Here is a 12,949-nt window from a genome sequence, read left to right as displayed (position 1 = left end):
TTGGCGGATCGGTGCTCCGCCGGTCAGCTATCGTGCGCGGCTCGACGGCGACCCGCACGACGCTGGAGTCGCCTGGGCAACGGTCGACGGCACCCGCACCGCCCGATCGGGTTCGATAGTCACCCCCACCACCCGGCGTGAGCGGGAAGCCCAGCTGTTCAGCCAGCAGGCGAAGCCGCCCAGGACGAGGCCGACCCCGACACCGATGTCGGGACGCTGGCCCAGCATGAGCCACGCCAGCACCGCGGCGACCGCGGGGATGACGGCGAACAGCATCGCGACCGCAGCCGCACCGTGGGTGTTGATGGCCCGGACGTAGAGGCTCACCGCGAGCGTCGCGTTCAACAGCACCATGCCGGCGACCGCGAGCGCCGCCTGCCGGACGTCGTGCACGGTGAACGGGGTGAGGAGCGCCAGCGCCGCCGCGGGAACGAGCGCGACCGCGTTCTGCAGCGCGCTCATCGTGCGAAAGTCGACGCCGGTGCAGAACCGTTGCTGGTAGACGCCGCCCGCTGAAAGGCCAAGCAGAGCAACGACAAGCAGCACGATGACCGGGTCCACGCCGTGGGTGGTCGTCAACCGCTTGGCGCACGCGGCGAGCACCGCGAGGACACCGAGGGCGAGCGCGAGCAGTCGCTGGGGGCCGAGCGGCTCGCGCAGGAACACGGCGGCCAGGATGGCCGTCGCGACGGGGTTCATCGCGACCACCACCGCGCACAGGACCGCGGGCGATCCACGCTGCACGGCCTCGTAGAGGCAGCAGAACTGCACGGCCTGGATCAGCAGGCCGACCACCACGACATGACCCAACTGCGCGCCCCGCGGCCACGGCGCCTTGGCCAGCACCGCCCATATCGCCAAAACCATTGCGGCCAAACCGAAGCGGAACACCAGCGCGGCCATGGGCGTCATGGCGGTCACCGCCAGCACCCCGATGGGATAACCGAGGGCGTAGAAGAACGTCACCGCCGACGCGGTGGTCAGTGGCATGCGCGGCAGGTCCATGTGACCCATGCTGGCCCAGGCTCGCCCGCGCAGTCCAACGATTATTGCTGATCGGGACCGATCTCGATTTCTTATCAATGCGGTGGATTGGAGGCCCACATTTGGTCCAGTAACACGATTATTGATCAGCGGTACTGATCGGACTATGGTGCTGCTATGCCCCAGGTGCTGGATATCGCGCCGTTGCGCAGCCTCGTCGCGGTGGCCGACTGTGGTGGATTTCACCGCGCCGCCGCCGCGCTGCACCTGAGCCAGTCCGCGGTCAGCCAACACCTGCGCCGGGTCGAGGCGGTCGTCGGCGAGCCCCTGATCCAGCGGTCCGGCCGCGGCATTGTCTTCACCGAGATCGGGCTGAGGGCGCTGCGGCATGCCCGCACGATCTTGGCCGCACATGACACGGCGCTCGACGACCTCGGCGCCACCGAGCCCAGGCTCCTGACGATCGGGGCCACCGAGCACGGCGCGGACGTGATGCTGGCGGGGCTTACCAGCCTGCTGCGTGAGCGGCTTCCCGACCGGCGGGTGCGTTTCCGGCTCGACCGCAACGTGTCGCTGGCCGATTCGATCGAACGGGGGCTCGTCGACTTGGCGATCATGCTCGACGGCGCCGGCCTGGACCGCGCTAACGCGTCCGGTTTGGTCCGCCTGCAATGGATTTCGGCACGCGCGCTGGCGCTCCCGGCGCGGGAACCACTCCCTCTGGTGATCTTCTCCGAACCGTGCACGTTGCGGGAACCCGCGTTCGCCATCCTCGAAAACCACGGTATCGACTATGAGGTCGCCGCCGAATGCGGCGACCTGTCCGGGCTGTATGCGGCGGTACGGTCGGCGCTCGGGGTGGCGTTGCTGCCGATGATCGGCAGGTTGCCCGACGGCGTGTGCCCGGCCGAGGGACTACCGCCCACCAACCTGGCATCCATTCTGGTTCGCGGCCGGGCCGGCATCGACCCGGGCTTGCTGGGCACCGTGGACGAGGCGGTGCGCGAGGTGCTCGCCGCCGCGGACTAACGACCGCCGCAGAATAGTGCTGTCCAGTCGCGTTTTTCGCGCTCCGTCATGTCATTTGACGTGATGGCGCCGAATCGCGCGGCCTCGCGCGCGAACCGATCCGGGGCGTCGGGCAGCGCATCGGGCCCCTCCAGCCGAAAGCAGCTCGGCGCCAGCGGGCCGAACAGCAGGGCGCGGCGCAGCTGCGGCCAGTTTTCCAGGCACGGTTCCACCCCAGCGGCTCTCGCGAACGTGATGGCGGCGAGGTTCAGTCGCGTTTTCTGGGACAACCCCCGACGAGCACGGTAGGCATCGATTGCCAGTCGCTGGTCCGCTTCACGTGCATCGGGTATGACGCCGCCCCACGTGTAGGCGATCCACCTGGCCTGGAGTTCCAGCGGCACAAAGTATCCGCCAGCCTGATCCCACATGCCCATGAGCGCCAGTCCGGGCAGGTTTGGGTGAAAGGTGAACCGATCGGCGTCCAGGTGCACCGCGTCAAGGTCCAGAATCTGCTGGATTTCGTCGCTCAAGAACGGCAGCTGAACATCGAAACCGGTACCGAACAGGATCCCGTCGAACTCCTCCGCGCGGTCGTCGGCGAAGGTGACCGTCGCGCCCGAGACCGCTTTCATCCACGGCCGCACCGATATCCGGCCTTCGGCGACCAACGGAAGATAGTGCTGGCTCAGAGTCACGCCGGCCGCAAACAGCGATGGGTCAGGCGCTGGAGCCCCGTATTGTTCGGGGCTTCCGGCCGCCTCGACCACGATCTCTTTCAACAGGCGATCGATCTCTTCCGCCGGCAAGGTCTCTTCGGCTAACGCGCCGTAGCGCGTGTAGAGCAGGTGGTCGGTGGGGACGCCGGCGATGAACTTGGGGACGACGTATCGTTGCCGCCGCTGCGTCACGACGACGCGCGCCGCCCCGAGTTGCGCCAGCTCGGAAGCGATTTCGAGCGCACTGATTGCGCAACCGGCGGCCAGAACGCGCTTGCCGCGATACCTTGTGGCGTCTCGGTAGCCGAACGTTGGCCGGGCGCCCGCACAGCCGGAGAACGTTTCCACTCCGGCGACGGCGGGCACCGCCGGCACATTGAACCTACCTGTGGCGACCACCACGCGCTCGAAGCGGTCGGTCCCGTCGGCGTGACTCACGAGCCACCCGGGCCCGTCGTCCCGGCTAACCAGCTCCACCCGGTTGCGGAGCCGGACGCGTGACATCAACCCGAATTTGGTTGCGTAGCGATGCAGGTAGTCGAGAACGTCGCGGTTTGGTAGGTAGACAAGGTCGCTGTCGTGCTCGAGGTCGCTGAAGGTAGTCATCGTCCGACTGCTGTTGGTGTACATGCCCGGCCATATGCCACTCGATCCCTCCGACGCTGCCCACTGGCCGCCCGGCATCGGACCGCGCTCGAACAGGGTGGGATCGAACCCTTGTGACAGGAGCCAGCGCGCCGCCACCAGCCCGCCCGGCCCGGCGCCGATCACCGCGACGCTTGTCATCCGGTAACTGTCGCATGGGCTTGCCGGTGTGAGTGGCGGTTCACGCCGCGGCGGTGACTCTCCACAACGCCTCGCGGTCCACCGACGCCGATCGGTCGATCGGGCTGATCACCAGATCCGTGGCACCCGCATCGCGATAGCGTTGTAGCTGTTGCACGACGCGTTCTTCCGGCCCGATGGCGGCAAGTTCGACGACGCTGGCGACTTCTTCCCTGGCGATCACGTTGCGATACGACGGGATGCTCTCGTAGAAGCGCAGATGTTGCGCAGCGACGGCGCGGGCGCCCTCTGCGTCTTCGGACACCAGCACAGGCACGGCGGCGATCACGCGCGGGGCGGGACGTCCCGCGGCGGCCGCCGCTCTGGTGATCTCCGGCACGATGAATTCACCGATGGTTCGGGGCCCGGCCAGGTACGGCAAGGTGCCGTCCGCCAGTTCGCCGGTGACCCGCAACGCCTTTGGACCCATCGCTGCCACATACACCGGGATGGGCGTTCCGCCCGGGACCTGTACCGGCCAGGTGGGGCTCGCACTGAGTTCGCTGCCGTGGAAGTCGACGCCGGCGGTGTTGAACACCGAACCGAGGATCGTCAGATGCTCCCGTAACCGGGTGATGCCGTTGGACCAGTCGGTGCCGAAAGCTTGGCGCTCGATCTGGCGGGCGCCCAGACCGAGGCCGAGGCTGAAGTTGCCGTGCGCGGCGGCCTGTGCCGTCTGCGCCAGCGAGGCGACGATCAGCGGGTGGCGCGGGTTGATGGGCACCACCGAGGTCCCCACGCCCAGCCCGGGCACGGCGGCGCCGACGAGGGCCGCCAGCGCGATCGCGTCGTAGTTCTGTTGCTGGGGCAGCCACACCTGGGTGACACCGTGCTCATGAGCTCCGCGGGCTTGCGCGATCACATCGTCGACAAGATTGGCGGCGTCGGGGCGCGCCATCAAGATGATTCCGGTAGGCATATCGGCAACCAACGACGCCGCCCACGCGAGCATTCCGATCGCGATCACGGTGCGAATCCGAGTTCGTAGAACGACGTTGTCGAGTCGCAGCGCCGATTGGCCCATCAGCACCGGGGCCTTCAGGATGTTCCCCACGTCGGCATAAAGTGGGTGATCCGTATCGAGATGAAGCGTGACGCGTTGAAGGATCCGGGAGGGCCGCCGGCCTTGACCCGGTCCCTGGTCCTGCTGTTGTCCGTGGTTCTCCTGCTGTTCGGTGTCGCGGGTGGGACGTCGCTCGCCGTCAGCGCTGCTGCGCCGGGACCTCCACAGGGCTGCGAGGCGCAGCAGCAGGCGCTCGATTCGATCAACGCCGAGATCGCGCGCCACAATGCGCAACCGCACGACTTCATCGTGCCGAGGCAGCAGGCCGCAGCCGACGCTTACGACGCCGAAGCTACCCGACTGAACGCACGTGGCGGTCAGGCGCAAGCGAACCTCGAGAGTTGCGCGGCAGTCATCGCCAAGTTGGCCGAACACGGAACACTGCCCAAACCCTCCCAAGACAGAATCGACAAGATCAACGCCGCCAAAGGCCGGCTGCCGGAGGGTTATGTGCCTCCCGCCGCCGATGCAGCCTGTCTTCAAACAGCTACGTCAAAAAGGGCCTTGGGCGGATGATCTGGTACTGCAGGGCGAGTCCAAACCGCGCGTCGGCCCTCCCGACCCGGCACGCAACGGCGCGCCGATAGCGGGTATGGCCAACGACCCCTCGCGGCCGGCGGTCGTCGTCGACCACATCGTCCCAATCGCTCAGCTGATGTATGTGCCGGGCTTTCTCCAGCTACCGGCCGAGTACATGTACGTGGTAGCCAACTCACCACGGAATCTGCAATGGATGTCGGCCTATGCCAACGGCATGAAGAACTCGAACAGTGCCGCCAGGATCGGCGACGCGGACCCCGGGTGGCTCCAGCAGCAGCTACAACTACTCGCCACCATTCCGCCCAGCTGATGACAGTCGAAATCGCCGAAATCCAAGAGGTTCTCGGACGCTTCGCGCACTCCGAGCCAGTGGTCCTCGCCGGGACCGGCTCCAAAGTCGACGTGCGTGAGGCTTGGCAGCCGATCGCGCACTCCGATGCGGCGGAAACCCGGCGGCGGGTAGCGGTGTCGCTATGGAACAGGGACTTTCTGGAACTGGTGCCAAACTTCACCCATGCGCTGACAACCGAACTCGCTGACGTCCGTGTCGGTCACCATGCCGGAGAATCGGTACTTGTCTACGCACTGGAGCACTACGACGCCGACCGGCGAAACGTCGCCTGCTGGATCGGCTGGGACCCAGCGCTCTCCAACGACGCTGAATTGCGATTCGCGGAGGCACTCCCCGATCCCCTGCGCCGCTTCTACCGCGAGACGCACGCCGGTTTCGTCGCCCCCGACCGGCTGTCCAACGGCCCCATTCAGCCTCGAGACTTGCAGACGTACGCCGAATACCTGGGGTGCCCGCAGGGGCTCCCGGAGTCCAACTGGCCGCAAGACGCGGTAGACCCTACCCGCCTGCTGCTCCTGGCGACCACCGCCGACTCGCACCTGTGCGTCTCACCCGATCTTCCTCTGGGACAGGCCATCACTGTCTACGGAGGCGTACCCGAGCCGCCAGAGGATGTCGGCACCCTGCTTGATGAAACGATGACCGCCCAACTCGATGAATTCGCCTGAGCCGCAACATGACAACGCCCTACCCCGGTAACCCCTACGGCGGGACGCCCCGGCCGCCACAACCGCCCTATGGGCCGCCGCCGCCCGGACCACAGCCGCAGTATGCCGTACCCCCACCGCAGCCCGGCCCGTGGACTCCGCCCGCGAGTGGCTGGTGGGGTCCACCCCCACCTGTGCCGCCGCATCGCCGCAATCAGGGCTGGCTGTACGCCGTGCTGGCGGTCATCGCGGTTGCCGTCGGCGTCGGCGTCGCCAGCGTCACCGCGTACGCCCATTACCGGAACAGCGACCCCGTCAAGATCAAAGCGTTGATCGTCGCCTTCTCCGACTCCGTCAACGAAGGAAATCCGCAAAAAATCGCCAGCTTCATGTGCCGTGAGGAGGCAGAACCGCATCTCGATTCTGCAGTAGACCCGGGAGGCGAACCTGCCCAAGCGCCAAGGCCGAAATTCAGGATTGGGGATGTTGTCGTGCACGGCAACGCTGCGTCTGCAGCCCTGACATTCCAGGACAACCAAACACAGACCATGTACTTCCGCAGGGAAGACGGCCGCTGGACCGTATGCGCACCCGCGAAGGATCAGCTGTAGCAGAACGCATTTCGAATGCGCCAACAAGGCGTTTCGCACAGCGGTGTGCGTCGCCTACTGGGCAATCAAGGGTTGCGCCAAGCCTGCGATGAACAGGTCGATCATGCCGTGCACGTCATACTCGGGATCGGCTTCAACGCCGATGCACAGGTTGCCGACGCCGTGCAGGAAATCGAGCGTCCGGATATCGCCCCGCGGAAGACCCTTCGCCACGGCAGCTTTCAGCAGTCGATCGCACACGGGTAATAGCCGTTCAAGGAATTCGGCATGCAACGTGTCGAAGCCGGCCTGGTCTGAGCGCAACGCCCGAGCCAACCCGTGTTTGGTCACCAGGAAGTCGGCGAATCGATGTACCCAGGACCTCAGCGCTCCATACGGGTCCTCGTCGGCCGGCGGGACGATCGTCTCCAAGGAAGAGAGCGCATCGAGTTGATGCCGGAAGACAGCCACGACGAGATCGGCTCGGGTGGGGAAATGCCGGTAGATGGTGCCCATCCCGACGCCGGCCTCGGCCGCGATCTCACGCACGGGCGCGTCGACACCGCCACGCACAAACACCGCTGCCGCGGCATCCAAGAGTGCCTGTTCATTGCGGCGCGCGTCGGCGCGCTTGGCCAAACCCACTCGGGCTGCTGGTTTTTGAGGCGTCACACATCTCCTTCTCGGTCCAGTTGCAAAACGGAGCGACGCTCCGCTACGCTAACGGAGCTGTGTTCCGCTTCGCCCATCTTAGATTCCCCGTTCTTCCCATCACCGAGAGAGCCAGAAGAGGTTTGACACCATGAGCGACGCCCGCGCGACTCCCGAGGATCACGCCGAGCGAACCACGCCCGTCATCTCAGTTCGTCCCGTTACCTTGGTCGCTCCAAACCGTGGGCAGGACCTGCAAGTGCGCGTCTCAGCGCCGGCTTGCGGTCGAGGCCTGCCGGTCATCGTCTTTTCGCATGGCATGACGCTGACCATGGACGACTACGCACCCTTGACCGAATTCTGGGCTTCGCGTGGGTTCGTCGTGATACAGCCAACCCATCTCGACTCCCTTGGGCTCTCCCCCGATGACCCACGCACACCAGACATCTGGCGGATCCGGGCCCGGGATCTGACAGCCATCCTCGATCAACTCGACAGCGTGCAAGCCGCCGTGCCGGGCCTGACCGGACGCATCGACGATGGGCGTGTGGTGGTGGCTGGACATTCATGGGGAGCGCAGACCGCCAGCATGCTCAGCGGCGCGCGCGTCATCGAAGCCGGTGGTACACCTGGGCCAAGTATGGCCGACCCACGGGTGAAGGCGGCGCTGCTGCTGTGCCTGCCCGGAACCGGGGGCCCTGATCTGACCCCGCTGGCCGCACAGTACTTCCCCTTCATGAATCCGGATTTCGCTGACCTGACGACGCCGAGCTTGGTGGTTGCAGGCGACCAGGACCAGTCCCCACTCAGTGTGCGCGGCCCGGACTGGTTCCTCGACGGCTACCGGCTCAGCCCCGGTGCCACCGATCTGCTGCTGCTGGCCGGTGGGGAACACGGCCTCGGCGGCATCCAGGGCTACAACGACACCCGCACCACCGATGAGAGTCCAGAGCGCGTGGCGCTCGTCCAGCATGCCACGGTGGCCTGGCTGCGCACCGCACTCGGCATCGACGACAGCGCATGGGCTTCCGAACGACAAAGAGTCGCCGCCACTGCCGGGCACATGGCACGAACCGAATCGAAGTGAACGCTCCCGCGCTTCACTGACGCGCCTCACAAGGCCGTTCTGTGATCAACGCGGGAAACGGGATACGAGCTCACCAGCCGGCTTTGCTTATCGCGGAACGCCCGATGCGGACGACAACGGGGTCTGGGGGTTGCGGCGACAGCGTCACTGTTTATATACTAACTATGCAGTTAATATTCGGAAACGCCGGAGCGAGAGGCTTTATGTTTACCAATGACCTGCCCGCAGGGCTGAAGTCGTTCCTAGACGCGATGCATGCCCGCGACGCCAAGGGCGCCGCGCAATATCTGGCCGAGAACGTGACGCTCAAGAGCCCAATCGTGGTGGAGCCGTTCGTCGGTCGCGACCAGGCGGCGGGCATCTTGAGGCACTTGCTCGGCGTCATCGATGAGTTCACCGTCGTCGATATCCTGGTCAGCAAAACGCATTTCGCCGCAGTGTTCAACATCAAAGCGGGATCGACCAACGTCGCGGGCATGGACTACATCCACACCGACGACACCGGAAAGATCGACTCCATGACGATCAGTTGGCGTCCGTTGCCGGCCGTCGTCGCAGTGCAGAACCGTTTGGCGCCGGCGATCGGCATCCCGGCACTGGCCCTCGTCCCGGTATCGGACCTGCCCGACCGGGCTTAGTCGCATTGAGCAACAGAGACTTTCGTGGCTGTTCATGGCCGGGGGAATCGTTGCATAGCCCAAGGACGCCATCGCATTGGCGGTCAACAAGGCAGCGTCTCCGAATGACGTCTCACAGCGCAGAGATATAGGTGACCGGATGTTTGAATCCGTGCTGGTAATCACTCTCTTCGTCATGGCGGTCCTGGCGCCGGTGCTGATTCCGGCGTCCATCCACGCTGCCCACTTCATCTCCCGCTGGCGGCCGCGCCACCAGCCGGGCACGGCCCCCCGCGTACCGCGGCTTGCCGTATCCCGTCGGCTCGGGGCCTTGCCAAGCTCCGCTGCCGGCTCCAGGCACGCATCAGGAGGGATGAGCCGCCAACCCAGTCACGAGGCCGCGGTCGTGACCACGATGTCCTGATCAGACCCTGTTCCGTAAGCCCGTGCCGCTCAATCCCTAAAGCCCCGCTCGGAGGCGTCCCGCATCAGCTTTACCAGGGGTGCCAGCCTCTCGGTCGCCGAGAGCAGTGTCTTCGCGTCAGCGCGAGAGGGATGGCCAACATTGAACGGTGGATCGGGGTCATACTCCAGTAACAGTTCGACCATCTTCGCGGTGTCCTCGCCGGCGAGCAGGGCCGCCAGGTGCAGACCGAAGTCGACGCCCGCGGTGACCCCACCGCCGGTGATGCGATTGCGGTCCACCACAATGCGCCCCGATTCCGGAATCGCGCCGTAGACGGTGAGAAGGTCTCGAAATGCCCAGTGCGAACTGGCCCGATACCCAGCGAGCAGTCCCGCGGCCGCTAACACCAGGGAACCGGTGCAAACGCTGGTCACGTACCGCGCGTTCCCACCGACCGCGGCCAAAAACGACAGGGTTTCGCCGTCCTCGACGATCAGGTGGGTACTCACTGCGCCGGGAACGAAAAGGACGTCGTAGTGCTCCCCTGCTTGATCGAAGGATTTGTCAGGGAGAAGACAAACCCCAGAATCAGCCGTGACCGCCTCGCTGCTCTTGGCGAACAGGTCGACTTGCGTATCCGGAAGGCAGGTCAGCACTTGGTGTGGACCGATGAGATCCAAGGTGGTGAACTGCGGATACAGCAGCATCGCAATGCGAGTCACGCACGGTTGGTTGTCAGACATATCGCAGGCTCTTGTTGCATGGCAACCGAATTCGCCCGACCGAATCCACGTGTCGACGCGGCAGTGCCGGCGCCGCCGGGCTACAGCTCGCCACAGTTCGACGCGGTGGGTACGCCGTTGAACCGGTCGGAGATCCAGGCCATGCTTCTCTCGCCGTCGACGAAGGCGGGCAACATGGAGTTGATGTCGAGTTTGTTGAGGAACGGGGGCTCCTCGTTCGTCCAGAAGGTGACGTCGGCGCCCTTGGCGCACCAATCCGCGGCTGTCTGGCGCGCTGACTGGTAGGGGCCGAACGGGTCCCACCGGTTGTGCTCGAAATATGCTGGGCCGGTGGGTTTGATGTTGCCTATGCGCTGCGCCGCCAGCAGACTTTTGAACGGGTCTGCTTTGACTGCCTCGTAGATGTCGTTTTTGAACCATCCGTTGAGATGGCGGAACATGTAGTCGATTCCCGTTTGGACGAGGCACTGGCGTCCGGTGTTGTCCAGCATTTCGAGGCCGCGCGGGGTCATGGTCTGCCGGAGCGGCTGCTCGATTTGCGGGTAGGCGGCGATGAGGCCACGCAGCACATATCCCGTCGATCCCGCCAAGAAGTTGCCGTCCACGGGCGCTATCAGCTCGGCGATGTCGGTGAAAGCCGCCGCCGCGTAAGTTCCCACGACGTTGAGTTCACGCCCGTAGGATCCCGCGAGTTCGGCGGCCGACAGCGCGGCGTGACCACCCGCTAGCCAACCCCAAAATGCCACGGGACCATGGGGATCCAGTGACGTACCGGGCAATTTCATCGCCGCACGCGCTGCATCGATCAGCGCAGTACCGCCCGCTACCCGATTGAGGAACTGGGGCGACATCGGGCTGTGGATGCCCATGCCGACGCCGTCGGTCACCACGACGGCGAATCCGCGGGCCAACAGCGTCGCGATCCAACCCTCCTCGACGTTGAACATCACATCGAAACCGGTCTGCAGCGAGGCATGGATGCCCTGGTTGAACATCCGCGACGGCGCACACTGCTCACCCATCCCGTACGGGATGGTCGCATAAGCGAGCAGCGGGCGCGGGCCGTTGCCTGTCCACGGGTTGTCCGGTTCGATGTAGGTGCCTGTCACCGCGATCGGCTTTCCCTGAGCGTCGGTGCTGCGGTACATGATTCGCGTTCCGGTTCCGACGAAAGCCCCCAACTGACCGGATGGCTCCAACACCAGCCGCGATGGCTCGGTGCGGATCACATCGCCGTTGTCGCCCGAGGGAAGCGGATCCGGCGGCGTATAAAACTCCTCGTACTGCGACTCGTCGGCTTGTGCGGACGGAGGCGCTGGCAATACCGCCGCGCCGGCTACGAGCGCGGCCGTGACGGCCCTAGCGAGAACCCACAACGTATGGCGTGGTCGTGACCGATCCAGCGGGCCGACCGCCCGAGAGGCTGCTGCGGCCGCCGATGTTTCGTCGTGGCGAGCTTGGGTCCAGCTGGTCGAGGTTGGCATGGTTTTCCTTTTGTCGGCGTTCAAACGGATTGCGCCCCGGGGAAGACGTTGATTGGCCGGATGCGATAACTGCGGTGTAGGCTCCAGGTTGCGGCGTAGGGGAACTGAACGGCGCTGCCGTTGAACGACTTTGCGCGTTGAACGTTCGCCTTTGCGCCACGGCTGGAACTGAAGGGGCGCGCGGATGCGGGCGAGCAGCGCCTCGAGCGTTGGGGGGTTAGAAGCCCCGGTGCGCGCGCCGCCGCCGAGCCTGGCGGGATATTGCTGCCGGCCGTCGGTTACAGGACGGCGCGGAAATGGGGTTACGGAATTGCCCGAAGATAGTTCGTTGCATCATTCGGCTGGGCGGCGAGCGTGGTCTGGTTGACGGTTTCGATGCCGTTGACGAATCCGCTTGCGCGGCAGTGTTTGTGGACGTCATGTCGGCGTGACCGTCGTTGCGTTGGACATCCGCAGGTCGGCGCAGAAACCGCCGTCGACGGTCAGGGTAATCCCGGTGACCCATCGCGATCGCGGGCCCGCGAGATAGAGCACGGCTTCACCGACATCCCAGCCGGTGCCCTCGGTGCGAAGCGGCACAATCGCAGAGCGCGCCGCGCGAGCCTCTTCGGTGAGACCTTCAGCCTGCACCATCGGTGTGTATACCGGCCCCGGCGCCACCGCGTTCACCCGAATGCCCTCTGGACCATGCCGGCCGGCCATCGACCGGGTCAGGCTCAACAGCGCACCTTTTGTCGTGGCGTATGCGGGACGCGGGTGGGTGAGGACACCGGCGAGCGACGAGACGATGACGATGGATCCGCCGCCGGCGGAGCGCATCGGGGGAATGCTGTACTTCGACATCAGCATCGTCGAGGTGACATTGGTGCGAAAAAGGTTGTCCCACTCTGTGATGTCGATGTCGATCACTGATTCGGGCGGCCCAACGACGCCGACGTTGTTCACCAGGACATCGAGCGTGGCCCACTTGCGTAGGACGGCGTCGACGACCGTTCGACAGCCCGTCTCGGTGGAGACGTCGGCGGTCAGCGACAGGAATTCGGAGCCGGCGGCGCCGACCATGTTCTCCGTATGAGTCAGCCGCTCCGCGTCGAGATCAACGAGGACCACGTTCGCGCCCGCACGCGCCAGCAACACGGCGGCGGCCCGACCGTTGCCGATCCCATCGCTCTGGGACCCGGCCCCGGTCACGATGGCGACGAGCCCATCGAGTTCTCTGGCCTCGGTCATTGA

The 12,949-nt window shown here is 65.4% G+C and carries 14 protein-coding genes; 7 read left to right on the top strand and 7 right to left on the bottom strand.

Features of this window, described 5'->3' with window-relative positions:
* Positions 1-27: 27 nt before the first annotated feature.
* Positions 28-990, bottom strand: a complete 963-nt coding sequence (locus A9X04_RS24525) for a DMT family transporter (RefSeq protein WP_082975222.1) — start codon at positions 988-990, stop codon at positions 28-30.
* Between the two features lie 171 nt (positions 991-1,161).
* Here A9X04_RS24525 and A9X04_RS24520 point away from each other — a divergent pair, with 171 nt between their 5' ends.
* Positions 1,162-2,013, top strand: a complete 852-nt coding sequence (locus tag A9X04_RS24520) for a LysR family transcriptional regulator (RefSeq protein WP_067926279.1) — start codon at positions 1,162-1,164, stop codon at positions 2,011-2,013.
* Here A9X04_RS24520 and A9X04_RS24515 read toward each other — a convergent pair.
* The gene (locus tag A9X04_RS24515) at positions 2,010-3,482 is read right to left on the bottom strand and encodes an NAD(P)/FAD-dependent oxidoreductase (protein WP_231985810.1); all 1,473 of its coding nucleotides are present in this window, start codon (positions 3,480-3,482) and stop codon (positions 2,010-2,012) included. The two genes, A9X04_RS24520 and A9X04_RS24515, sit on opposite strands and share 4 nt — an antisense overlap.
* A 55-nt stretch (positions 3,483-3,537) precedes the next feature.
* Positions 3,538-4,455 carry a TIGR03564 family F420-dependent LLM class oxidoreductase gene (locus A9X04_RS24510; RefSeq protein WP_067926362.1) on the bottom strand — a complete coding sequence of 306 codons (918 nt, stop codon included), beginning with the start codon at positions 4,453-4,455 and terminating at the stop codon, positions 3,538-3,540.
* Between the two features lie 150 nt (positions 4,456-4,605).
* On the opposite strand from A9X04_RS24510, the gene A9X04_RS24505 reads away from it, so the two are divergent.
* The 4 genes from A9X04_RS24505 (at position 4,606) to A9X04_RS24490 (ending at position 6,749) form a co-directional block, all read left to right on the top strand.
* A complete protein-coding gene (locus A9X04_RS24505; protein WP_067926274.1) occupies positions 4,606-5,115 on the top strand; it encodes a hypothetical protein in 510 nt (169 codons plus the stop codon).
* A gap of 76 nt (positions 5,116-5,191) precedes the next feature.
* Positions 5,192-5,449 carry a hypothetical protein gene (locus A9X04_RS24500; protein WP_067926271.1) on the top strand — a complete coding sequence of 86 codons (258 nt, stop codon included), beginning with the start codon at positions 5,192-5,194 and terminating at the stop codon, positions 5,447-5,449.
* Positions 5,449-6,159 (top strand): hypothetical protein, encoded by a 711-nt coding sequence (locus tag A9X04_RS24495; RefSeq protein WP_067926268.1) that lies wholly within the window; start codon positions 5,449-5,451, stop codon positions 6,157-6,159. Before A9X04_RS24500 ends, A9X04_RS24495 begins: the two co-directional genes overlap by 1 nt.
* 173 nt (positions 6,160-6,332) lie before the next feature.
* On the top strand, positions 6,333-6,749 hold the full coding sequence (locus A9X04_RS24490; protein ID WP_067926265.1) for a hypothetical protein: 417 nt from the start codon (positions 6,333-6,335) through the stop codon (positions 6,747-6,749).
* A 54-nt stretch (positions 6,750-6,803) separates the two neighbouring features.
* Here the strand turns inward: A9X04_RS24490 and A9X04_RS24485 are convergent, their stop codons facing one another.
* Positions 6,804-7,373: a TetR/AcrR family transcriptional regulator gene (locus A9X04_RS24485; RefSeq protein WP_197509359.1), complete on the bottom strand. Its 570-nt coding sequence runs from the start codon at positions 7,371-7,373 to the stop codon at positions 6,804-6,806.
* Positions 7,374-7,530: 157 nt separating this feature from the next.
* On the opposite strand from A9X04_RS24485, the gene A9X04_RS24480 reads away from it, so the two are divergent.
* Positions 7,531-8,466: an alpha/beta fold hydrolase gene (locus A9X04_RS24480; protein ID WP_067926259.1), complete on the top strand. Its 936-nt coding sequence runs from the start codon at positions 7,531-7,533 to the stop codon at positions 8,464-8,466.
* A gap of 203 nt (positions 8,467-8,669) precedes the next feature.
* Positions 8,670-9,104, top strand: a complete 435-nt coding sequence (locus A9X04_RS24475) for a nuclear transport factor 2 family protein (RefSeq protein ID WP_067926256.1) — start codon at positions 8,670-8,672, stop codon at positions 9,102-9,104.
* Positions 9,105-9,536: 432 nt separating this feature from the next.
* On the opposite strand, the gene A9X04_RS24465 is transcribed toward A9X04_RS24475, so the two are convergent.
* The 3 genes from A9X04_RS24465 to A9X04_RS24455 form a co-directional block, all read right to left on the bottom strand.
* Positions 9,537-10,232 (bottom strand): DJ-1/PfpI family protein, encoded by a 696-nt coding sequence (locus A9X04_RS24465; RefSeq protein ID WP_067926251.1) that lies wholly within the window; start codon positions 10,230-10,232, stop codon positions 9,537-9,539.
* 80 nt (positions 10,233-10,312) lie between these two features.
* A complete protein-coding gene (locus tag A9X04_RS24460; protein ID WP_231985809.1) occupies positions 10,313-11,554 on the bottom strand; it encodes a lipase family protein in 1,242 nt (413 codons plus the stop codon).
* Positions 11,555-12,133: 579 nt separating this feature from the next.
* Entirely contained in the window at positions 12,134-12,946 is an 813-nt protein-coding gene (locus A9X04_RS24455) for an SDR family NAD(P)-dependent oxidoreductase (protein ID WP_067926245.1), read from the bottom strand.
* Between the last annotated feature and the right edge of the window lie 3 nt (positions 12,947-12,949).

The organism is Mycobacterium sp. E3247, assembly GCF_001667785.1.
In the GTDB taxonomy this organism is placed as follows: Bacteria; Actinomycetota; Actinomycetes; order Mycobacteriales; family Mycobacteriaceae; genus Mycobacterium.
This window is presented reverse-complemented; position numbering and strand designations above follow the sequence as displayed.

What these genes read in the sequence shown, in the direction of transcription:
- A9X04_RS24525 (WP_082975222.1), bottom strand. Translation starts at nt 990, where the DNA reads ATGCCACTGACCACCGCGTCGGCGGTGACGTTCTTCTACGCCCTCGGT.
- A9X04_RS24520 (WP_067926279.1), top strand. Translation starts at nt 1,162, where the DNA reads ATGCCCCAGGTGCTGGATATCGCGCCGTTGCGCAGCCTCGTCGCGGTG.
- A9X04_RS24510 (WP_067926362.1), bottom strand. Translation starts at nt 4,455, where the DNA reads ATGCCTACCGGAATCATCTTGATGGCGCGCCCCGACGCCGCCAATCTT.
- A9X04_RS24500 (WP_067926271.1), top strand. Translation starts at nt 5,192, where the DNA reads ATGGCCAACGACCCCTCGCGGCCGGCGGTCGTCGTCGACCACATCGTC.
- A9X04_RS24495 (WP_067926268.1), top strand. Translation starts at nt 5,449, where the DNA reads ATGACAGTCGAAATCGCCGAAATCCAAGAGGTTCTCGGACGCTTCGCG.
- A9X04_RS24480 (WP_067926259.1), top strand. Translation starts at nt 7,531, where the DNA reads ATGAGCGACGCCCGCGCGACTCCCGAGGATCACGCCGAGCGAACCACG.
- A9X04_RS24475 (WP_067926256.1), top strand. Translation starts at nt 8,670, where the DNA reads ATGTTTACCAATGACCTGCCCGCAGGGCTGAAGTCGTTCCTAGACGCG.
- A9X04_RS24465 (WP_067926251.1), bottom strand. Translation starts at nt 10,232, where the DNA reads ATGTCTGACAACCAACCGTGCGTGACTCGCATTGCGATGCTGCTGTAT.
- A9X04_RS24455 (WP_067926245.1), bottom strand. Translation starts at nt 12,946, where the DNA reads ATGACCGAGGCCAGAGAACTCGATGGGCTCGTCGCCATCGTGACCGGG.